General features: G+C 50.9%; 15 protein-coding genes and 1 other RNA gene. 4 read left to right on the top strand and 12 right to left on the bottom strand.

All coding sequences use genetic code 11. The features are described 5' to 3' along the window. Nucleotides 1-737 precede the first annotated feature (737 nt). Nucleotides 738-2,069, bottom strand: a complete 1,332-nt coding sequence (locus tag FKG94_RS16160) for a serine hydrolase domain-containing protein (RefSeq protein ID WP_142905364.1) — start codon at nt 2,067-2,069, stop codon at nt 738-740. Between the two features lie 660 nt (nt 2,070-2,729). On the opposite strand from FKG94_RS16160, the gene FKG94_RS16155 reads away from it, so the two are divergent. Both FKG94_RS16155 and FKG94_RS16150 read left to right on the top strand, forming a co-directional pair. Beyond that, complete coding sequence (locus FKG94_RS16155) at nt 2,730-4,226, top strand: MFS transporter (RefSeq protein ID WP_179957679.1); 1,497 nt, start codon at nt 2,730-2,732, stop codon at nt 4,224-4,226. 545 nt (nt 4,227-4,771) lie between these two features. Continuing rightward, complete coding sequence (locus FKG94_RS16150) at nt 4,772-5,956, top strand: amidohydrolase family protein (protein ID WP_142905362.1); 1,185 nt, start codon at nt 4,772-4,774, stop codon at nt 5,954-5,956. Nucleotides 5,957-6,061: 105 nt separating this feature from the next. Here the strand turns inward: FKG94_RS16150 and FKG94_RS16145 are convergent, their stop codons facing one another. After that, the gene (locus FKG94_RS16145; RefSeq protein WP_246125205.1) at nt 6,062-7,222 is read right to left on the bottom strand and encodes a Fic family protein; all 1,161 of its coding nucleotides are present in this window, start codon (nt 7,220-7,222) and stop codon (nt 6,062-6,064) included. A 196-nt stretch (nt 7,223-7,418) separates the two neighbouring features. Here FKG94_RS16145 and FKG94_RS16140 point away from each other — a divergent pair, with 196 nt between their 5' ends. Further along, nucleotides 7,419-7,601 carry a hypothetical protein gene (locus FKG94_RS16140; RefSeq protein ID WP_142905360.1) on the top strand — a complete coding sequence of 61 codons (183 nt, stop codon included), beginning with the start codon at nt 7,419-7,421 and terminating at the stop codon, nt 7,599-7,601. 206 nt (nt 7,602-7,807) lie between these two features. Here FKG94_RS16140 and ssrA read toward each other — a convergent pair. From ssrA to FKG94_RS16130, 3 genes are all read right to left on the bottom strand, one after another. Next, nucleotides 7,808-8,164, bottom strand: a transfer-messenger RNA (tmRNA) gene (ssrA, locus tag FKG94_RS16135). Nucleotides 8,165-8,331: 167 nt separating this feature from the next. Then, the gene (nrtS, locus tag FKG94_RS28760; RefSeq protein ID WP_179957678.1) at nt 8,332-8,472 is read right to left on the bottom strand and encodes a nitrate/nitrite transporter NrtS; all 141 of its coding nucleotides are present in this window, start codon (nt 8,470-8,472) and stop codon (nt 8,332-8,334) included. Nucleotides 8,473-8,512: 40 nt separating this feature from the next. Further along, complete coding sequence (locus tag FKG94_RS16130) at nt 8,513-9,466, bottom strand: hypothetical protein (protein WP_142905359.1); 954 nt, start codon at nt 9,464-9,466, stop codon at nt 8,513-8,515. A 626-nt stretch (nt 9,467-10,092) separates the two neighbouring features. Between FKG94_RS16130 and FKG94_RS29375 the strand changes: the two genes are divergently transcribed. Further along, nucleotides 10,093-10,272 (top strand): helix-turn-helix transcriptional regulator, encoded by a 180-nt coding sequence (locus tag FKG94_RS29375; protein WP_142905358.1) that lies wholly within the window; start codon nt 10,093-10,095, stop codon nt 10,270-10,272. A gap of 21 nt (nt 10,273-10,293) precedes the next feature. Here FKG94_RS29375 and FKG94_RS16120 read toward each other — a convergent pair whose 3' ends face one another. From FKG94_RS16120 to FKG94_RS16090, 7 genes are all read right to left on the bottom strand, one after another. Continuing rightward, nucleotides 10,294-11,565 carry a type II toxin-antitoxin system HipA family toxin gene (locus tag FKG94_RS16120; protein ID WP_142905357.1) on the bottom strand — a complete coding sequence of 424 codons (1,272 nt, stop codon included), beginning with the start codon at nt 11,563-11,565 and terminating at the stop codon, nt 10,294-10,296. Further along, nucleotides 11,555-11,887, bottom strand: a complete 333-nt coding sequence (locus FKG94_RS16115) for a helix-turn-helix transcriptional regulator (RefSeq protein WP_142905356.1) — start codon at nt 11,885-11,887, stop codon at nt 11,555-11,557. The genes FKG94_RS16120 and FKG94_RS16115 overlap by 11 nt, the downstream gene beginning before the upstream one ends. Nucleotides 11,888-12,188: 301 nt before the next feature. After that, entirely contained in the window at nt 12,189-12,503 is a 315-nt protein-coding gene (locus FKG94_RS29585) for a tyrosine-type recombinase/integrase (protein ID WP_425460052.1), read from the bottom strand. Between the two features lie 681 nt (nt 12,504-13,184). Continuing rightward, nucleotides 13,185-16,382 (bottom strand): type I restriction endonuclease subunit R, encoded by a 3,198-nt coding sequence (locus FKG94_RS16105; RefSeq protein WP_142905355.1) that lies wholly within the window; start codon nt 16,380-16,382, stop codon nt 13,185-13,187. Next, entirely contained in the window at nt 16,375-18,264 is a 1,890-nt protein-coding gene (locus tag FKG94_RS16100; RefSeq protein ID WP_142905354.1) for an RNA-binding domain-containing protein, read from the bottom strand. The genes FKG94_RS16105 and FKG94_RS16100 overlap by 8 nt, the downstream gene beginning before the upstream one ends. After that, nucleotides 18,258-19,691 (bottom strand): restriction endonuclease subunit S, encoded by a 1,434-nt coding sequence (locus FKG94_RS28755; protein WP_179957677.1) that lies wholly within the window; start codon nt 19,689-19,691, stop codon nt 18,258-18,260. The genes FKG94_RS16100 and FKG94_RS28755 overlap by 7 nt, the downstream gene beginning before the upstream one ends. Then, nucleotides 19,684-21,423, bottom strand: a complete 1,740-nt coding sequence (locus FKG94_RS16090) for a class I SAM-dependent DNA methyltransferase (RefSeq protein WP_142905353.1) — start codon at nt 21,421-21,423, stop codon at nt 19,684-19,686. Before FKG94_RS16090 ends, FKG94_RS28755 begins: the two co-directional genes overlap by 8 nt. Between the last annotated feature and the right edge of the window lie 88 nt (nt 21,424-21,511).

Below are 21,511 nucleotides of genomic sequence, written 5' to 3'. Positions count from 1 at the left end.
AAAGCAACACACAAAGGACGGCCGGCTGTGTCCAGATGAACCTTCTCTATGAATCCGTTACGTCCTATCGGGTTGAAAGCAATGCGCCGCAAAATTGTGTAACTGACTGGCAGATTGATGGTGCCCTTAATGCGCATGGAGCCAAATTGGCAACCTGCCCTGTTGAGCTTGTGTGGTGACCAACGCCGTTACGGCCGTCACCAAAACCATGAATAGCTTATTCTTTGAAAAAACATCGGGGATCCTCTCATCTATCTATCATTATGATTTTGTGTTGGCAGGATCAACTTACCTATCCTCCCCAAGAGCGCAAGCAAGTCCCAAGGGGTTCTCATCAGATCGCTGATAAAACGCGACCGGCCGAGTTAATTGAATTGGTTCATTTAATACTGCATCGGACAGCTATCGTTTGTCAAGCCCTATAATTCAACTTCGGCATTATCGGATACTGGACTCGAAGCGAAAACGAACCTGAGAGCCCCCTAGTTGCTGGCGTTGCGCGAAAATACTATGAGAATTGATGTCAGTACTGAGAGGTTGACGTAAATGCTACTGACTCGGGAAGAGACCGCTAATTTCGTTGTTCATTCTACTATCGTGGGCAGATATCGTGGGCAGACCTACGCCGAAGAGGTGCCGAATTGCGGATTCTATTGGATTATTTTCGTGGGTTTTAGATACAAAATTCAACTCAATGCCCCCACCTGGATCGCGGACGCATTGAGTTCATTATTGCTTTATAACTTTAGCGCGTCATAGACGATATTCTGGAATTTGCGCCGCATTTCCATGGCAATACTGTTTACGGGACTCGATGGCACACGCTGGGTCATTAGTACTGCTGCAATTTTTTCTTTCGGGTCGATCCAGAAGGATGTCGATGCATACCCTCCCCACCACAACTCTCCAGCCGACCCTGGACTCGATGTGGGGGCGGGGTCTTCCACAACCGCAAACCCGTAGCCAAAGCCGACGCCTTTCAATTCCGTCGTGCCATACGTGATGTTGGGAAAATCACTGGGCAGATGGCTCTTTGTCATCAATTCAACCGTTGATTCTTTTAGGATACGCATCCCATCAAGCTCTCCTTTGTTCAATATCATTTGACAAAATCGATAATAGTCTATGATAGAAGATGCCATGCCGCCACCGCCGATAAAGAGTTTCGGTAACTTTCCAGACGCAATCCCTTTTTCGTTGTCATCTATGAGTACGAGTGAGCCGCCTTCGCCAACGGTATAGTTGTCAGCGTATCGACCTAACTTTTCCTTTGGAACGTAAAAGTCTGTGTCGTGCATACCTAAGGGTGTTGATATGTGATTGGCGATGAATTCGTTTAATGGCTCGCCGCTCACCACTTCGATAACACGACCGAGAACGGCTATAGAGACAGAATAGTTGTAGCTGGTTCCGGGCTGAGCCACTAACGGGATTTCTGCAATCTTCTTTGAAACATCCTCGATGCTGCTTACATGTAGATCTTTGGAGAAGGAGGGATACTGTTTGTGGACGGAAGTTTGACCGGCGATTCCGTAGGTGAGGCCCGATGTGTGAGTTAGAAGGTCTTTGATGGTAATCGATTTTTCAGCGGGAACTGTGACGACACCTTCTTCAGTCTCGCTAACAAAAACCATCGGATCTGAGAATTCCGGAATGAACTTTTCGAGTGGATCATCAAGATCCAACTTTCCACGCTCAACCAATATCATGATCGCCGTGCTTGTGATAGGTTTTGTCATCGAATAGATGCGGAAGATCGTATCCATTGTCATGGGTGCGCCGGTCCCAAGGTCACGCTTGCCGATGGTCTGAGAATGAACGATCTGGCCTTTATGAGCAACCAAGGTTGCGATACCCGCCAGTTTTCCGGAGGTCACATAAGATTCAAATGTAGGGGCGAGTGCCGCTAGTTTCTTTTCAGTAAGAAGATCTTTCGATTTTGCATCCGCGGCGCCGGCGGGTGATGACAATAGCGATACGGCAGTTATTAATGCCGCTCCTATCTTGGTCAAAAACTTCTGTCCTACTTCTGAATCTTGGCTAAACAAGGTTCTCTTTTGAGCGTTCATAGGTATGGTCCTATTGCCATAATGTGATGTGAAAGCCGTATAAATGGAACAGAACTAGTGGGGCCACACTACAATTGGGCTGAAAAACGGTAAGGCATCGTTACGGAGTCCACAAAGTTTTCTAAGAATTGACCTTTGGCCTGATAAAGGACTTGAGACAACCGCAAGACAATAGGGTTGGCTTGACGCTTTTCAGCAGTAAAAGCGATTTCTTATAGCTGAAAATCATAATCATGTTGAGCTTGTGCCGTGGTGATTGTTATCAAAGCCAGGGACAGCTCACTCTTCTAAAGTAACATTGGGCTTCCTCTCAACTACCTATAATTATATGTGCCGGCAGAATAACGTATCTTACCTCTGGTAAAACTTGGCAAAGTCAGTAATATGAATATGTTCATTTAATACTGACTTGAATGGCTGTCTTTTGTCAAGGCTACATGCGGACCGACCGCAATGCGGTAGCTTACTGAGTGGCTTTGCAAGTGACTTAGGGTGCTGGCCTTTTCGTTCTTATCAAAGAAGTCCTCTCCCGCGAGGTAGGTGGGCATGAAGGAAAGTTGATCGGCCGCTCTTTACCCGAGAGTGACGTTTGCTTGCAGTATTATGAACAAGTTCATAATATTGGGCACCGTCTTCGAGACAATAAGGGAGGGGAAGCTGATGGCAGATTTTGGCGTAGCAGCTAATAAGACCACCTTGTCCCACGGGGTGAAGTGGAGTTTTGGCATTGGCCAAATGGCTGAAGGCATTAAGAACAGTAGTTTTTCGGCGTTCTTGTTGTTTTACTACAACCAGGTGCTCGGGCTTCCGGCGGAAAGCGCGGGGCTGGCCATCGCGGTTTCACTGATCTTCGATGCCGTTACTGATCCGATGATTGGTACGATTTCAGATCGCTGGCGCAGCCCACTTGGGCGTCGCCACCCGTTCATGTACGCCTCTGCGGTACCGCTGGCAGTATCACTTTACTTTCTCTTTGCTCCGGCATCTTTTGCGATCAACGGTGGCGATGCTGCTTTGTTTGCTTGGATGCTGACATTTACGGTCTTAACCCGGGGCGCCATGACGCTATATCATGTGCCTCATCTCGCGCTTGGGGCTGAGCTCTCTGAGGACTACGATGAGAGAACCACACTGGTCGCCATTCGCCAAATTCTATCCGTTAGCGGTTATTTGATTGTCTACGGTCTTGGTTTTGGTGTGTTCTTCGCGCCGACGCCGGAGTTTGAGAATGGTCAGCTCAATAGCGCAGCCTATCCACCCTTCGCGATGATCTTAGCGCTGATCAGTTGCGTGACGGTGTTGATTAGCGGGTGGGGGACCCGTAGTCGTATTCCCTATCTGCCGAAGCCGCCAGCTGAGGCCGACAAAATGCGTCCTTACGATATTTTGATCGAGGGTATCGCTACGCTCAAAAACCGTTCATTTCGCTGGCTGATGGTGAGCTATATTATCATTATCACCACGTTTGGCTTGGGGGTGGCAAGCCAACTCTATATCTTCACTTTTTTCTGGGAACTCGCACGCTTCCAAATTCTAACGGTTATGCTCATGGGGCCTGCAGGCAGCGTGCTCGGATACATGGTTTCGACCCGACTGTTTGCCCGCCTCGACAAACGCAACGCGATGATTGTTGGGGGCGTTTTCTGGATGTTGCTACATGCACTGCCTGTCATCCTTTTTTTAATCGGCATCGCACCAGCCAAGGGCACCTGGGCTGTCGCCGTTATGTTGTCTGTGATCTATCTCATATTGGGAGCAGCCTTTGCACAGGTGGTGGTTGGTGTGAGTACCACTATGGCCGACATCGCCGATGAATATGAGCTAGAGGTGGGTCGGCGTCAGGAAGGTGTGTTGTTCGCGGCCGTATCGTTCGCGGGCAAATGCATGGGAGCATTAGGCTCCCTTTTGGCTGGGTTTATGCTCACGCTTATTGCCTGGCCGACGGGTGAGGCGATAAAAACCTCGGCGGACATTCCAGCTGAGACCATTCTTTCGCTTGGTATTATGTCAGGTCCGGTTGCAGCCATGTTGGCGATTCCGGGTTTTATCTGTTTAATGGGCTACAAACTCAATCGTGCCAAGGTGGCAGAAATCCAAAGACAGCTGCGGGAGCGTACCGCTACACCCATGCCTGTACCTGCCTTAACCGACGAATAGCGCAGAACTATTCGCCATACATCCGCGAGGCGGCGACCAGGCTCTGCACGGAACATGGCGTCACTAACGTATCTGTTTGCGCGTGCGTGGTGGCGCAGCTTGTCGATATGTCGGTGAGCACTGTGTATTCCTGTTTGGGCAGTCTGAGTGACTTGTTACAGGCGCTCTGGCCCATTTGGTATTGCGTAGATGATAGTGTTGCTGAGCAAACGATTGCAGCTCAGCCCCTGTGGCTACGGCTCCGAGCTAACTTGCCATGACATCGCTGAACCAACCTGACGGGATTCTGCAACTAAAGCTCGTCTATTCTCTCCCCAGAAACACGGGTGAATTACCTGTTCCTGTTCCTGATGCTGGAGGGTCAACAAATATCACAAACATAGCACCGGATTCATCTGATAGACGCGCGATGGAGTCGAGATTGGCACTTGACAATTAGTTGAACATGTTCATATTATTCAGCATCAGGCCAACCATGCCGGTAGAGATCCATGATTTAGATAGGCGACACTACCACCTAAGACAATTACCACGAAGGAACTGCTATGACACTCCTTAATGATCCACGACCCATTTCCGCCGATTCGCATGCCATGGAAACACCCGAAGTGTTTGAAGGACTGGTCGAACGCTTTGGCGACGATGCCCCGCGCGTTGTTCACACTGAAGGCCAGGGCGACTCTATTGTCATTCCGAACAATCCGAAGCGTTCCCGCAACGTGGCTGTGATGGCCCTGGCTGGGACGCGGCTCGACTATGAAACTCCGCTTCCGCGAAAGCATGCGAGCAAACCCAGCGCCGGTTCGCTTAATGACCCCGAGATCCAGGCCTACTTTACAGGTGGCTACGCAGCGATGCGCGCAGGTCTCGTCGATGGCGCGCGCCGCCCCGATGATCAAGATATCGATGGTATTTCCGCTGAGATCCTATACCCCGGTTGGTTCCCTATGTTCAGCCTAACCAACCTCGACCTACTAGTTGCTTTACAGCAGAATTTCAATGATTGGATGCATAACCAGCAGGTGGCTTCCAAGGGGCGCCTCGTGGGGCTGGCGGCACTGCCTGTGCAGAGGCCCGACGTCGCGGTGGCCGAACTCGAGCGGGTGATCAAACTCGGCTTCAAGGGCATCGTGATACCATCCAATGCGCCCGAAGGCCGCCGCTATTGCGACGAAGAGTATGACCCAATGTGGGCGCTTGCTGAGGAGGCCGGTCTTCCCGTAGCATTCCATGTCGCCTGTATGTCTCATATACCTGAATGGGTACAGGTTAGCCTGAAGCGCGACCCGATCGTCCAGTATGCCGGTTCTCCTGCGCTTATTCACGACACAATGGTCGAACTTATGGTCCGAGGTGTTTGCGCCAAATATCCCAAGTTGAAATTTGTACTTGCCGAGTTCAACGCCGGGTGGGTTGCGCACTGGCTCGACAAGGTGCAACAGGGTTGGGCACGTGAATACGGTGGAAACCCATCAGGTACTCCTGAGCCTGTCGATGTGCTTGAGATATGGAAGCGGCAGTTTTACGCTACCATCGAAGACGACACCACCGCGCTGAAAACGTGCGAGACGATCGGCGAAGACACACTGCTCTGGGGGTCCGACTATCCCCACACCGACTCCACCTGGCCGTGTTCAAGCCAAGTCCTCGACGAGATGTTTGAGAACTACAGCCCGGAGACTCGTGATAAAATCACTCGTACCAACGTAGCGAAGCTGTACTCCTTGTAGATCGTCGCCTCGACTTGTCCTGATAGCATTGTTTGGTAGTTAACCATCGAGAGCCAGTCCCTCACTGGTTCTCATTTTTCCCAAAAACTGAGCATGCTATTCTCGTCACTGGCTTTGACGTGTTTTCCATTGGACAAACTCTGAAGGGCGTAGCCCGTATCGAGCCAATACACCCTCATGTAGCCGTCGGAGCTCATCAATTACAAGAGCTTCGATATCGCCACGATCTGCTTCGGCGACCTGTTGCTCAAGATTTTGTTGGATGACGGCTAGTGCCTCCTGGTTAGGGTGTTTAACCACATCGCGGATAACCTGTTTGATAACATCCCGGTAAGCCAGCCGCAGGGGGTCAGGCTCAGCCAAATCCTGTTTGATAGCCAAGTACTCTTGTGTAGAGCGCTCGTAGGCCCAGACATAAAGGTCGCGCAACAGTTCTGTCCGCGTCAGTTCGTACACGCCCAGGACCCCGCGGTTGTATGCCTGATCCGGTACGTCAAGGAAGGTCAACGGGCATAAATTGGCTTGGATCAGCGGTAAGTTGGCGGCGAGTCTGGAGGTGCGTTTGTTTACGTCGGCGAATGGCTGCAGGTAGGGTAGGTGTACCATAGCGAAGAAAGACTGCTCGAATGGATCGTCAATTTGGCAGGCTTTCTCCAGCACCATATCCAGCATTTCGCTGATCTGCGTGGGTACCGAGAGCGGTCGATACACGCTCTGGCCGATTTCGACAGCATGCTGGCGGACTCGACCTTCGTCAGCGGGATTGGGCAACAGATTTTCCGCCAGTGCGCTGTGTAGATTGAGGAGGGTGTAGCGGTTGAACTCCACGGTATCGGCGTTCTCAATCAACAGTTCGATTGCGGCTCTGTGGTTCAGGATCATCTGGGTTTCGATGGCTGCTTTGCCTTGGGCTGCTCTGCCGTGCTCGATCAGCTCGCGTGTGTCCAGGCGCGTATAAGTGTTGCCCTCCAAATGACTCGATGCCCACGACAGGTCGATCAACAGGCGGTTGAGGATGGCTCGACCATAAGTTCCGGCCGGTAGTTGCGCTTGCCCGGTATCGCCCATTTTTCGCAACTGGCGTCGTAGTGGCTCGGGTAAATACCACGTCTGGTTAGGTTGGTAGGCCTCCAGAAAGTCCTGCTGGTAGCCCACTGGTTTACGCGCCTCGATGGGTTGGTCAACATAGGCCAGTATGTCCCGGCTGTCCGCGGAGACGGGGATATAGCCGGGAAACATATCTCGTTTGGCTTCGGTATCTCCCACTATTGCTGTCTTTACCGCGAGATATCTACGGGCTCGGCCTTCTCCTCGTGCAACTATCCTACCGTCGGCGATCAGTTGGCTGACCCACCTTTGTGCCGTTCTGCGAGCAATATCCGGGTGTTGTGTCAGCAGGTCGGCGAGGGACAGACCGCCGGGGGCGTCCTGGATGGATTGGAGTAGATCGGTTAACGCATGCATGGCAATGTTTGGCGCAGTTTTATGGGTTGATGGCGCAATTATGGCGCAGTTCTTTAAACTGCGCCAGTGTGGTGGCGCAGTTTATGGGCAGATTGGGAGGGTTATGGATTATCAGAAGTTGTCGAGGATTGCCAAGGAGGGTGCAAAGGCAAATCTTGCTTTAGTTTATGGCGGATTTTAAAGGAAAAAAATCATTCTAGTGACGGACTTCAGCGGAGGAAACAGACGAAACGTGTAGAGAATATCCGGCCGCAGAGAGCAGTTTTTGCTGAAAGTTCGATTGAATAGTGAGGTCGGGGAAGTCCGCAAGGCTTCGCTAAAACCCGCAACAGCACGCGATGGCAGAAAATAAAAAAGGCCAACCGAGAATGGTTGACCTTCTTGAATTGGTGGAGGCGGGGGGAGTTGAACCCCCGTCCGTCAGCACTCCGCCCGTGGCTCTACATGCTTAGATTCCGTCAATTGATTTAGCCCTCAACAGCCCGACGGGCAGGACGTTAAGCGCGATCCCGAATCAGTGTTTAACAGCGCCACCTCGGGCGGGCTTTGCTGCGAGCTTGTTCTGTCTGACAGTCACGTTCCGTTTACAAGCATCCGTTGGTGACTGTTAGCGGGGTTTAGGCCGCTAAAGCGTAGTTGTCGTCGTTGGCAACTAGTAAGTTACAGCTTTGGATTAACGTGATTGGCTGCCATCACGACATGCACCTTGGGTTTTGTCACCGGCGTCGAATCCAAATCGCCCCCGTAGAGTGTTACCTGTTATCCGCCTGATTAGACCGCTAAAACCGGCCCGCGTTGCAGGTGGCCGGCAATTATAAACCAATTTGATATCAAAAGGTTAGCGCAATTTATCGGTTCTGAAGGCGCAGCGCCTTGTCAGCCGAATACAGAGACACTGCAAAGGGCACCACCTAGGTGAGCAGCAGCCTGATCCAGTCGCCGCTGCCCATGGTGCCGGCCACAAGCCTGTCGCCGTAATTAATCGCCGCCAGCAGGGTGCCCACCAGGACGGCGACTTTCAGGGCGCTGAGGTAGATGCCGGACCGTTGCATTTATCCATTAACGCCCCCTGTAGTTTGGGAGTGCGAATGGCTACTGTATTAGATCGCAGTTAACCCCCCAAGCGTATTTCGCATAGTAGTGGAGTGAGCCGATGCTGGCACCGGCGTAAGGATCGCTGCGAAACCAAAAGTCGTCGTGGTCATAACCCATCCATAAACTATGCTGTGGATTGCCGAACAGCTGCTGCGTGCCGATCCAGCCCGACGGAATATCGATATCGCCTACCTTATTCCAGGACCCGGTGGTGGCCGAAGCTTTGTGCCAGGTACGCAGTCGTGTCGTGCCGCCGCAGGAACGCACCCGCGCCCGGGCAAAGCGGGCATCGCCCTCTTCGTCTTCATCCGCAAACCACTGCTTCCACGGCTCATGAGGACCCGCGTGGCTGGGCGAAAGCTGTCCCAGCGCGTGCAGAAAACTGGCACCAGAGGCGTGCCAGCTGGGTAAATTGGAGTACGCAGAACCGACGGCTACGTGGTCGCAAAAGGTATAGTCATTAAAAAATTCCTCCTTCACATCCAGTCCTAGCGAGGGCGCCGCACAACTCGCGAAGGCAGCACCACCACTTGCCGCCACCTTACCCTTACCGGCACTTTGCCGTAGCGTCGAGTCGTCGGCCATATCGAGTACCCATGGCTGTGCCGGTGCCGTACCCTCCAACCTCAAGCTTGCCAGGACAGACATTGGTATGTCCACAGCACTGGGCACCAGTTGAAAAAACAACTTATCGGCACTTTCGAAGCGCGTTAGTCGACTCCGGGACTCGCCGTCATCGCGTTGTAATTCAATCACGTTAACGGTGTCCTCACCGGCACAAAAAATATAGCGATCATCACGCTCGGTGCGCACCACCGCCAGCGTCCGGTCGACACCGCAGGCGGATTCCAGCTCCTGCAAAGCGTTTGGCGCCGCCACCGCGCTTTGATTAAACCAGGCCAGTGCTATTGCTACACTCACCGGGGCTGTCATAGTAAAAGCGGATTTCATAGTATTTCTCCCTTAATAAACCTTCATTAACCATTTGAGACTACATTCATCACCAATGCTTTTCTTATCATCGATGTCCTTCAATAGTGGTAACAATAAACATCGTTTTTTCAGGACAGTGTGGTGTAGACAGTTGATTTAGGCGCCGTATTCCGGATAGTCGATAGTGATCTCAGTGGGTAAAAGGCAAAACCAAAAGGCATCCTTATCGTTTTTGCCGCTTCAAAATATCTGGAAACTTTGTCCATCCATTTTTTTGGGCTTTCAGTATGCGCAGTCTAATTTTTGAAGAATTTAAATTGGTATCGCTATCGCCGCCATCTTCGAAATGGGCTAGTGCCGCCCGATCAACGATAGTAGCCTTGCCCACTCGCTTAAGCGATTACGTATAATATTTTCCCAGTATTTTTAACGGTTGCGGTTTCCACTGGCTAAACGTTTTTATTTGAGGTTCCATTAAATCTCCATATCCTCTACTGATAAAATTATACGCGCTCTCCTGCCCCCGAGTTTATCCAAGTCTACCTCTGGAGTAATCACATTTATTTAACCCTGGCGTTTTGAATTTCGGTGCTACATGTCGATACTCAGACATAGAATTCCACTAAGGAGCCAGAAGAGGCCAAATGGGCTTAAGAATGAGGCTGAAAGAGGTTATGGAAATGACCGGGCTATCCCGTTCAACCATTTACCTCCAGATGTCAAAAGAGAAGTTTCCCAAACAGGTAAAGCTGGCTGGCTCCCGTTCCGCGGGCTGGTATGAAGATGCCGTCGTCGAATGGGTTGAATCGAGACGGCAGGCGTGAATTTATTTTTACGGAGCAGTGCTATTCTATGGCGGTCGAATAGACGTTTAAAAACTGCCTTCCCCAAAGAAGTTTCTTGTCAACTTCATTCAACTCAGCGACTTCGCAAACAGCCTCCCAATTTGTTTCAATGGCAGCGATTAGATTTCCGAATACATCTCGTGCTTCTCTCTCGGACAATAAGAAGTTATGCGCGGCCTCAAGACAGGTTTTCAACTGGCTCAGATTATTGTTGCCGGAGATCAGCATGGCTTGCGAAGCTTCGTTGCCAGTGCGACCTTGCGGACAAATATCATAGGCAGGCGTCAGAGTCAGCTCTGCTCCGTTCCAGAACGCCGCATGGTTTCGTGCATGGTCGTCTGTATTTCCGCACAGAATATTGAAGACGAGGCGGGAGAACAGCTCTTTCAGCGTATCTTTCGGATCGGTAAAACGGTAGCGAATGATTTCAGCCAAGGTTTCATAACTGGCGTAACGCGCCATCAAGTCATTGAGACCGAATATCGTGAGCGCTGAAATCATGGCCTTTCGCGCCCACCCATTATCCTTTTGTACCCGATCAAACCGCTCAATCAGGAGTACATCTTTATTCGCTGCTTTTGCCAACTTAACAGGCGCGACATCCAGTCCGGCCAAAGCCGCCAGCCGCATTGCGATGAATTCAGCTTTGACGACACTGTAGAGATCGGCGCTGGATGAAAACTTGGCCACATATTTATTGTCCTGATCCTGGATCAACGCTTTTGGTCGAGCGCCACCGATAGAGCTGCCATGGAACAATGCCTGGTCCAGTTCCGGCGTTAGGGGGACGCCTTTTTCCACCCGTTCGGCAGATTCGATCAGTTCTTCCAGGCTGACGTTACTCGCAGCACGTGGTGCGTACTCAGATGGTGAGTTCTGAAAATCGAGCGCACCGATCCGGTCAGAGCCGGATTCCAGCAGGTAGGTCAGTTCATTTAGCTCTGCTGTATCCGTGTCAGCACCCTTGAGGCCCAACTTCTTATTAATAATTACGCGCCGCCCCCATGCATCGGGGGCGGAATCCCGGATACAACCGGGCATAGTCAAGTTTTCGGGAAGGGGAAGCACCCCGGTCTGCAACGGCAATTCCGGCTCATAGATCGAGATGGCAGGATTTTTAGAACTGCTATCACCAACCCGTTCAAGGTAGCTTTTACCGTAGTTAAACAGGATATTGCCGTTATCAACTTCCAGCTTTCCGGCCACTATCGGCTTTGTTTCATCTGGTAGCCATATCCAGACAAAGGCTTCTTTATCGCTGCTAGAAGTCATCGTGAACTACCTTTTTTGTAGCTTTTATGCGTTGTGGTAATAGCGCAATTTTGTCCCGTGCCTGTTCAATGTGCTTTGACAGCGGGAGCTTCTCTGACTCAAATAGCTTCACACCGACGAGCGCGGCGACTTCAAAAACCAATCCGATGGTACTGCTCATTTCGCCGTTTTCGATTTTTTGCAGAGTGGCTCTTGATATGCCCGCCCGATCTGCGAGGTTCTTCTCCGTCCACTGACGCCGCTTGCGCCCCAACTTGATCTGTTCTCCCATTAGGACAGCGGCTTCCTGGGCATACTTGGAATAGGCTCGCTGCTTTGCCATTGCTCACACCCTATACAAAAAGGTTAAATCACTGGTCATTAGACTAATTAATGACCAGAATATTAGCCATTCCAATACAAACAATCAAGTGGAGCATAAAGAAAATGACCATTTAAATAGGCGTTAAGATAGTTAATGTCTAAAATTATAGTCATTTTATTGAAATACTTTCTTTATTAAGATCGAAACTCCGTCAGTTCATTATCACGAGCCTCACAGGCTTCAATTCCCCTACCTATCAGGTCGGTCAACCGATTCAGGGGGGCATCCTCGGTATCTTCTGCCATTTCCAAAAGCTCTTCTATAGCTTTCCCGCCTCCCTCGGATCGGTAATGGCGGGAAGGTGTCTTTTATTGGCTGGCCGCAGAGCATCTACCAGGTTTGCCGCCGGAGCAGGTTCTGAGCGCCCGGTAACGATGGCGTAACGGAATATCTGTCCACAAGTGTGCCGGGCTCGCTTAGCGGTTTCTATTGCGCCGCGACTTTCAATTCGGCGCAAGGCTTGCAGTAATTCCGGTGGAGTAATTTCAGAGATTGGGCGACGCCCACGGGGGAAAAGGTCTTTTTGGAGGGCTTGAAGCGCTCGGTCTTGGTGGCTCTTGGATGTAACGGACATCTTAAGATTGGTTATTGGTGGTGGGGAAGGTCCGGGTTCAAATTTGGCTATAGCGGCCGATTAAGGTTCTTGTGAACTGGCAGAAACACTTGCGTATAGAACGTGGTCCTTTCCTGACTCGGTCAAGTACCACGTTTTATTAGTGTGGTAGGCCTCCGGAAAGTCCTGCTGGTAGCCCATTGGCTTGCGTGCCTCGATGGGTTGATCAATATAGGCCAGGATGTCCCGGCTATCTGCGGAAACCGGGATGTTGTGCCAACAGCTAGGCAAGTGACAAACCAACGGGGCAGCCTGGATGGATTGGAGTAGTTCGGTTGATGTAGGCATGATAATATTTGGCGCAGTTTATGGGCAACAGGGGATCTAGATACCCTGTTGCCTCCAAGTCAGCGGGACCTTCGATATCAACAGGTAAAATGGGCGTCTACGTAAATATTTAACATGTTGTATGGACCTTGACGGCTAGGACGGCTAGGACGGCTAGGGACGATTTCAATCTGAGTTTGCTGCAGGCGATGGAAAATGATACGGCTTTCTATCGGAAAACTGTGCGTTTCGGATAGGTATTCTCCTCCCCCAAAGCCTATTTTAGGCTGCTCGGTTAGGGTACAGAAATGCTTCTCCAGGTTAGTGCGCGTTGGTTTGATGTCGTGTTTTCTGTACAGCTTTACCTTGGAGTCGTCAATTTGTCCAAGCGTCCGATAGTTTTTCAGCCTGTTTCATCACCAGCTCGATTGCATCTGCCTCCTTGTCCGGCGGATATTTGTAGTGCTGAAGCGTTCTGCGAACCAGGATTTTAAGTTTGGCCCGCACACTATCCCTGACTTGCCAGTCAACAGTAGTCGACTTGCGCAGCTTGTCGGTGATTTCTATGGCAATTTTCTTCAGAATCTCATCGCCTAATTCACGAACCGCGCTTTCGTTATTTGCCAGCGCGTCGTAAAAAGCGACTTCGTCGGGATTTAATCCGAGCCCTGCCTCGCGAGCCATTTCGGCCTGGAACTCTTTCGCCATTTTAATCAGCTCTTCGATAACCTGAGCAGTCTCGATGGCACGATTGTTATATTTGCGAAGTGTTTCCTTCAGACGGTCGGCGTATTTTTGTTCCCGCACTAGGTTATTGTGGGTTCTCGATTGAATATCGTCTTTTAGCAGCTTCTCCAGCAGTTCAACCGCCAGGTTGCGATATGGGATCTGACGTATATCTTCCAGAAACTCATCGGATAATAGTCCAATATTGGGCTTTTCCAGGCCGCATAAGGCGAAGATATCTGCAACACCCTCGGCAACAACCGCATTGTCGAGTATCTGCTTGAGTGCAGAGTTCCTCTCTTCTCGGGTGCGCTTTTTGTCTACCGAAGTGTATTTGCTGATAGCCGCTTTAACCGCGGCGTAGAAAGCTACTTCTTTTCGTAAACCTTCGGCTGCAGCTAAGGTGCCGCAAAGTGAATAGGCCTTGCTGGCGGCCAGCACCAGATCCAGGAAACGTTTCTTACCGTCATCAAGCCTCAGTATATAGTTGGCTGCCGGCACCAGAAGTCTGTGAGCGTCGGTCTCGAAGCCGGCAATATCCAAGCCTTCAGCCTGGGGCGTTTTAGCAAATAAGCCGCGAATGGCATCGAGTTTCTCCAGCAGAAAGGCAAGAGCCTGTTCTGCCTTTAAGGTCGGTTCGCCTCGGCCTTTTGCATCCGTATAGGTTTTGAGTGCTTGTTTTAGCTCACTGGCTATACCGATATAGTCAACTACCAGCCCGCCGGGCTTGTTTTTAAATACCCGGTTTACCCGAGCGATGGCCTGCATCAGGTTGTGGCCCTTCATTGGCTTGTCGATATACATCGTATGACAGCAGGGAGCGTCAAAGCCGGTAAGCCACATATCGCGCACGATGACCAATTTGAGCGGGTCGTTGATATCTTTGAAGCGTCTCGCCAGGCGTTTCTTCGTCGCTTGACTGTAGACATGCGGCTGTAACAATTTTTTATCCGCAGCCGAGCCTGTCATGATAACTTTAATGGCGCCTTTTTCCGGGTCTGCGTCGTGCCACTGTGGGCGCAGGGCAACAATTTCGTTGTACAGGTTTGCACAAATATCCCGACTCATGGCGACAATCATGGCTTTTCCGTCCATAATCGCGTTACGTGAGTCAAAATGCTTGATTAGATCGACAGCAACTTGTTGTAGCCTTGGCTTTGTTCCCACGAGTTTTGCGAGGCCGCTCCATTTCTGTATGGTTTTTTCCCGGGTGCTGATATCTTCCTCATCTTCAACGACTTCCTCCACCTTTTCGGACAGCTCGGCGATTTTTGCATGATTCAGGTCGAGTTTGGCCAGGCGAGATTCGTAGTAAATCGGTACTGTCGCACCATCATCGACGGCGTCCTGAATATCGTAGATAGAAACATAGTCACCAAATACCGCGCGAGTGTCTTTATCCTCGTGTGAGATAGGCGTGCCGGTAAAGCCGATAAATGATGCAAGGGGCAGCGCATCGCGCATATGCTTGGCATAGCCGAATTTGTACTTGCCATCGGCACTTAATACGGCCTTCAAACCGTATTGGCTGCGGTGCGCCTCGTCGGAAATCACCACGATATTGTGGCGGTTATTCAGTACAGGATGCCTGGCTTCATACTCCCCTTTTTTATCTTTTACCAGCGCGAACTTCTGCACCGTAGTAAAAATAATACCGCCGGATTCCCGCTCGGCCAGTAACTGCCTGAGTGTCTCCCGATCACCCGCCTGTACCGGCGTTTGCTTCAATAGCGCCACAGCATGACAGAAGGTCGTATACAATTGGCCATCGAGGTCATTGCGATCGGTGACGACGACCAGCGTCGGGTTGTTCATGGCGGGTTGTTGCAGCAGCTTGCCGGCATAGTAGCACATGGAAATGCTTTTGCCGCTGCCCTGGGTATGCCAAACCACACCGGCTTTTTTACTGCCCGGTACCACCTTATTGCCGTAGGTCGCACGCTTTTCCATCGTATCCTGATTATCCTGGGCAGCGATAACGGTAGCCTTGACGGCCTCACGAACCGCGTGAAACTGGTGGTAGCCGGCAATCTTTTTGGTAATCAGCTCGCCGTCCGTTTCGAACAGGATGAAAAAGCGCATATAGTCCAGCAACAGTCTCCGGTCGAAAAAGCCTCGAACCATGGTTTCAAGCTGCCATTCAACCTGCGGTTTGTCATCCTCGTGCTTGATCGTACGCCAGGGCATAAAGCGCTCGCGGGTGGCTGTCAGGGAGCCCACTCGCGCGCTGTAGCCATCACTGATGACCAGTGCCTCGTTGAAAACAAATAAATCCGGTACTTCGTCTTTATAGGTCTGCAACTGGTTGTAGGCGTCCCAGATATCGGTGTTTTCATCGCCGGGGCTTTTCAGTTCCAGCACGGCAAATGGCAGACCGTTGATAAAGCATACAACGTCGGGGCGCCTGAGTCGTTTTTTACCGGCCAGGGTGAACTGACTGACAGCGAGAAAGTGGTTGTTGTCCAGATTGCCAAAATCCACCAGAAACGCGTGGTCGTTGACAATGTCGTCGTGGCCTTTAGGGGCCGCCTGGGTAAGTTTGTACTTGACCGGCACGCCCTCCAGCAGCAGGCGGTGAAAAGCGCGGTTATTGGTGACTAAATCCAGGCTTTCGGTCTTATTCAGCTGCGCCAGTACCTGTTCTAAGCACTGACTCATTACGTCGCGGGGAATATGAGGGTTAATGGCGGCAAAGACACTTTCCAGATCACCTCGATGTACCACCTTGGCGTAGTCCGCACGTTTTGGCGTATCGCCGTCCGGCGCTATATCGGCCCCTCGGCAGGTTTCCCAGCCGCCGGCATTGAACCAATCTATACAGAGTTGCTCCAACTGCGCCTCATCCATTGCCGTCGATATCCTCTGAAATATAAGCTTGCTGTGGATGGCTCGGTTTGGTCGGGTACTTCAGGCGCAATCGCTTTTCCCTCAGCAACGGTTGCAGATATTCCTTGCGCAGGGTATCCGCCGAGCGATTGAGCAGGCGCGTTAAGTCCTCGAGCCGCATCTCTCGCTGGTGGCACAGCGCTAAAATTGCACCCCTGACAGCTTCTCTCGAGGCTTTGCGCTTGCCGGCAACGGCCGCCGCAATGGCGCGCAGGGCATCCATATCCCCGGGGTTTGGGCCCAAACCCCCGGAGCTGGCCTCTAAACCCCCAGAGCTTTCCTCCAAACCCCCAGAGCTCTGCCCGCCATCTGTCGTTTCGTCTACCATATCAGCCACTCGGGCACTGGGTAGGCAATATACCGTACCGCGGCCGCTGCCTTCCTGCAGTAACAATCCGCGCTCGACCAGGCCACTGAACAGTTGGCTTAAATCCCGCGGGTGGATATCGAGAATCGCCATCATACGACGGTGGTCGACGACAGTTTCGATATGGGCCGTGATAAGAATCAAGCGTTCATTATCGGATAATTGATTGAAGATTTGTTCCCCCAATTCCTCCCGCAACTGCGTTAACGCCGGTTCCGGTACTAAACTCAGCATATGCAGCTCCAGCAGGGTTTGCTCCGAAGGCTCGTGGCGGGTTTTCAATATGGGTTGTCGCCAGTGCTGGCTGCGCCAGCCGGCCATGATTTTGGGTAGGCCCGAGCCGGCATTCTCGCCCAGGCCGATATAGCGAAACATATCCTGCAATAAGCGGTTGCGACAATCGCTGTGCCCTCCGGCAATGGCCATATCCACCGGAATCCGCATCAGGCCGGGGTTGCGAAAGCCGAACATATCCGGGCGTTTTACCACCAGTACCGAGGCCCGCCCGGTAAAGTCCGCATGTACCAGCGTATTGACCAGGGCCTCGCGCAGTGCCTTGTGAACTGGCGTATCGTCCTGGCGCTGGTCACCCGCCAGCTTAAACGGTACCTTCAAATCGGCGGTTAATTTACGGATGACCCGCTGGTAAAAATCAAACACATTGCCCGACCAGGAGCCGTCGAGCGTCAGCCGGTCCACCCACCTTAACTCGGCCCGAGCCTGTGGTCGTTCCTGGTAGTCCAGCATATAATTGGCGAAGGCCTCCTTAATGGCTGTCAGCTGGCCAAACATCAGCAAGCCCGCCCTGGTCAGCCCCGAACGCCCCGATTCCCTGTCTCTGCGCCAGCCGCCGATACGGTAGAGAAACTGCTGGGCGTCCAGTTGATTCCAGGGGTGGTCGGGTTGCAGGTTGATATAGCGCTGCCGGTAATTGTTAAAGCTGTCGATATCCAGGTCATCGAGGCTGTAGCCGTTCAGAATCTCGGTATCGCGGCTCTCTTCCACCTGCTCGGCCAGCAGGCGTTTGACGGTTTCGCCACCCTGCAATTGGTCGGTGCTGTTAAAGCGCCGGTAGGTGCCGGTCAGGGGATTGCCGCGAAGATATACCGGCTTTTGCTTGCGCGACGCCTGTGGGATATGTATCTGGATCAGGTTGGTATTGTCGATGGATAAGGTCTTTACCCAGCGGTCGCGCAGAATATTGACGCTGACCTTCTGCGGGTTGTTTAGTGCCGTCCAGAGTTCATCGATAATTTTTTGCGGGTTTTCAATACCCGCCAGCTCGAAATTATTGCCGGCTTTTTCTCGTAAACCCAGGAAAACATCGCCGCCCTCGCTGTTGGCGAAGGCGCTGTAGGTTTCCCAGAAATCCTTTGGCAATTTGCCTTTGCCATCCCGCCCCTGTGCCAGTTTGCATTCGATATCTACGCTTTCTTTTAGAGCGGCGATATCTTCCAGGGTGGTGATTTCTAGCATGACTCAGCCTCGGCTGGTGAGGTAGCGTTTTTAGGCTGGTTGTTTTTTAGTCTGTTTGGATCAATTTCCTCGGAGAGGAGTTTGGGGAGGAGGGCCTCTCGGATTTTCGCGAGGTTGCTAATTTCTTTGTCGCTCACAGAGCACATTTCATAAATGGAGCCTACCTTCTCAGCAAAGCATATTAACAATTCCTTATTGGGGTATGGTTGTTTTATTCTTTTCATATCTGCTACAGTGACATGGCCAAGTCCCGTCGTCTGTTTTTGCTTGGCAGTAGCAATCAGTAAAGGCTTGATTTGTCTCAGGAGAAAATAGGTAAAATATTTTTGCTCATTGGACTCAAAGTTGAGCTTAAAAATATGTTGATTTAGCCAACCGTTGCCGCCAAACCACTTAAAGACTTCTAATGAGGTTTCAGGGCTTCCTGACCAAGAATACAAGACATCATCGTTTTTTAAAAAATATTTATCAGGAACTTTTTTTTCCGTAAATTTTGTTCCTGCTGAAACTCCCTGTTTTAACTCAGCTATTTTTATTATTGGGAAACCGTTATTATAGGCCGAAAAATCCTGTGCTTTGAACACCGCACCGTTGACGTATTCAGCGGTATCATATAGTGCTCTATTCTGCCACCCTTTCGGTATCTCTCCCAACTCCGAATCCTGCATTACAGATGGAAATAGCCCAGCGGTTTCAGTCAGTTTCTGATAGGCTTCGGGGTCTTTTTTTTGTAGGCGAGCAAGCGTTGCTTGATCTTTTCCTGAAATGGCGCACATAGCTGCAAGTTCAGCCTCTTCGGTTGTGCCGCCCGTCTCTAATGCTGCCATCTTGGCTTTGACAGGTTCAAAATCCACAAACCAGCTTTTAAAGATAGCTTGGGCGATGGTTTCCAGGGTTTGGTTGGTTTGGCGGTTGAGTTCGATTTTTTCGTCAATAGAAGCAAATACTCTAGATATCTTTTTCTGTATTTCGAAGTCAGGGACAGGGATTTCTAATTCGGTTATGTCTGTTTTCAGGACACGCGGAACTGTTGACCCCCTGGCTTTTTCGAGCAGTCTATTTTTAAACTTACTGCTTAATAAAACATAAAGTAAAAAGTCATTGTGCAAAATGCCTTCTTTGCCACGCATGGCAATAACACGGCGAGTCATTAAATATGTTTGATCTCCTGGGAAAGGAGCTACCTCGCCGACGGGTGCTTCCGTCGTGATCATAACGTCTCTGGCCTTTGGAAATCCCCTAGTTGTCCAGCGTTCATAGGTTTCTTTAGATACGTATGAAACTTTCGACAAGTCAATACGACCATTTTTTACATTTGCTGCAGTGAGAGTTGGAATCCCTTCTGGTGATTTGGGAGGGGTTTTCCCACGATAGTCAATTATGGTTTCTAGGAGGTCACTAATCGGAGCGTATTTAACTTCAGGCATCGTATCCCAGCTCTGTTAAATTTTTTGTGATTTCAGCTTCTAAGCGACCGGATTTTTCAAACTGCTCTTTTAGCTGACTTGATAATCGAGCTATTTTTTCAGAAAACGGCTCGGCGTCCTCAACTTGTTCTGCAGCACCAACATATCGGCCGGGGGTAAGTACATAATCATGTTTCTTAATATCTTCCAGTGTCGCCGCATAGCAAAAACCCTTTATATCTTCATAGTTATCGTCTTGCTGCCAGCGATGAAAAGCCTGCACGATCTTTTCAAGATCTTCCGGCGCAAAATCACGAAGCACCCGATCTTTCATAAATCCCAGGTTGCGGGCGTCAATAAACAAAAACTTACCACGACGATCTACTTTCCTTTTGTCTAGGGAGAAACCGTTCTTTTTATCTTTGGTTAGAAGCCAGATGCAAGCGGGTATCTGGGTATTGGTAAACAATTGCCCGGGTAGGGCCACCATACACTCCACCAGGTCGGCGTCAACCAGCGATTTGCGGATCTCCCCTTCATTATTGGTATTGGAACTCATCGAGCCATTGGCCAATAGCAGCGCCATAGAGCCGGTATCGTTAAGATGGTGCAGCATATGCTGCATCCAGGCAAAGTTGGCATTGCCTTTTGGCGGCGTGCCGTATTGCCAGCGCACATCACCTTCCAGCCTGGCGTGCCACCAGTCTTTGATATTAAAGGGCGGGTTCGCCATGACATAGTCGGCACGCAAGTCCGGGTGCTGATCGTCCAGAAACGAGTCGGCGTTCTTTTTGCCAAAGTTGAAGTCGATACCGCGAATGGCCATATTCATCGCCGCCAGCTTCCAGGTGGTGGGGTTGCTTTCCTGTCCGTAAACCGAGATATGCTTTTTCTGCTCGGCGGCCTTGTAGTGTTTCTCGTCGGCATGGGCTTCGATAAATTTATCGTTACTGACAAAGAAGCCGCCCGCTCCCATGGCGGGGTCATAGACGCGGCCTTTATAGGGTTCAAGCATTTCCACAATCAGGGTGACGATACTTTTGGGCGTGTAGTATTGGCCGCCCTGCTTGCCTTCTGCCAAAGCAAACTGGCCGAGGAAGTACTCGTAGACATGGCCGAGGATATCTTTGCTGTGCAGGTTCAGCTTTTCGCCGTTATAGACCGGATTGCTGAAGCTGGTGTCTGAAAACTTATTGATCAATTCGGTAAGGTTGTGGTTTTCCACCTCATAGCGGCCGATACGCGGCAATACGCCTTTTAACTTCGGGTTGGCCAGCTTGCCGGCGATTTTGTAGGTTTCTATGGCCTCCAGGGCGTTGTCGAGCAGCCAGGCAATGGAACGGAGTTTCAGCGCATTGCCGTTTTCGTCGTGGCCGATTACGGAGCCGATGGCTTGCGCGGCCGTGGTTTTGAGAAAATGCCAGCGCGCCTCTCTGGGTACCCAGAAGACGTTTTTTTCCTGGTAGTATTCGTGCAGTTCAAGTTCCGCGCTCACCGCCTTTTGGTATTCTTCATCGCTGCTATAGTCATCGCGCGGCATATAGTAGATATTGTCGTCGCCATTGTTCCGGGTGAACAATTCCCGCAGCTCCTGCTGCCGCTCTTCAAACGCATCGGACACATATTTCAGGAATATAACGCCAAGTACCACATGCTTGTAGTTGGCCGCGTCAAGGTTGTTGCGTAAACGATCTGCCGACTTCCAGAGCTTATCGTCAAGCTCTTTAAGAAATTGTTGTTCTGCGTTGTTCATAAAATTACCTTCTTGATCGGCCAGTGACGCAAAGGGTTGGGCTGGCCGTCTTATCAGTTCTTTTTGTGCGAGTATACTTTCAGCGACA

Source organism: Exilibacterium tricleocarpae (assembly GCF_007004655.1).
GTDB lineage: Bacteria > Pseudomonadota > Gammaproteobacteria > Pseudomonadales > Cellvibrionaceae > Exilibacterium > Exilibacterium tricleocarpae.
This window is presented reverse-complemented; position numbering and strand designations above follow the sequence as displayed.

What these genes read in the sequence shown, in the direction of transcription:
- FKG94_RS16160 (WP_142905364.1), bottom strand. Translation starts at nt 2,069, where the DNA reads ATGAACGCTCAAAAGAGAACCTTGTTTAGCCAAGATTCAGAAGTAGGA.
- FKG94_RS16155 (WP_179957679.1), top strand. Translation starts at nt 2,730, where the DNA reads ATGGCAGATTTTGGCGTAGCAGCTAATAAGACCACCTTGTCCCACGGG.
- FKG94_RS16150 (WP_142905362.1), top strand. Translation starts at nt 4,772, where the DNA reads ATGACACTCCTTAATGATCCACGACCCATTTCCGCCGATTCGCATGCC.
- FKG94_RS16140 (WP_142905360.1), top strand. Translation starts at nt 7,419, where the DNA reads ATGGCAATGTTTGGCGCAGTTTTATGGGTTGATGGCGCAATTATGGCG.
- nrtS (WP_179957678.1), bottom strand. Translation starts at nt 8,472, where the DNA reads ATGCAACGGTCCGGCATCTACCTCAGCGCCCTGAAAGTCGCCGTCCTG.
- FKG94_RS16130 (WP_142905359.1), bottom strand. Translation starts at nt 9,466, where the DNA reads ATGAAATCCGCTTTTACTATGACAGCCCCGGTGAGTGTAGCAATAGCA.
- FKG94_RS29375 (WP_142905358.1), top strand. Translation starts at nt 10,093, where the DNA reads ATGGGCTTAAGAATGAGGCTGAAAGAGGTTATGGAAATGACCGGGCTA.
- FKG94_RS16120 (WP_142905357.1), bottom strand. Translation starts at nt 11,565, where the DNA reads ATGACTTCTAGCAGCGATAAAGAAGCCTTTGTCTGGATATGGCTACCA.
- FKG94_RS16115 (WP_142905356.1), bottom strand. Translation starts at nt 11,887, where the DNA reads ATGGCAAAGCAGCGAGCCTATTCCAAGTATGCCCAGGAAGCCGCTGTC.
- FKG94_RS29585 (WP_425460052.1), bottom strand. Translation starts at nt 12,503, where the DNA reads ATGTCCGTTACATCCAAGAGCCACCAAGACCGAGCGCTTCAAGCCCTC.
- FKG94_RS16105 (WP_142905355.1), bottom strand. Translation starts at nt 16,382, where the DNA reads ATGGATGAGGCGCAGTTGGAGCAACTCTGTATAGATTGGTTCAATGCC.
- FKG94_RS16100 (WP_142905354.1), bottom strand. Translation starts at nt 18,264, where the DNA reads ATGCTAGAAATCACCACCCTGGAAGATATCGCCGCTCTAAAAGAAAGC.
- FKG94_RS28755 (WP_179957677.1), bottom strand. Translation starts at nt 19,691, where the DNA reads ATGCCTGAAGTTAAATACGCTCCGATTAGTGACCTCCTAGAAACCATA.
- FKG94_RS16090 (WP_142905353.1), bottom strand. Translation starts at nt 21,423, where the DNA reads ATGAACAACGCAGAACAACAATTTCTTAAAGAGCTTGACGATAAGCTC.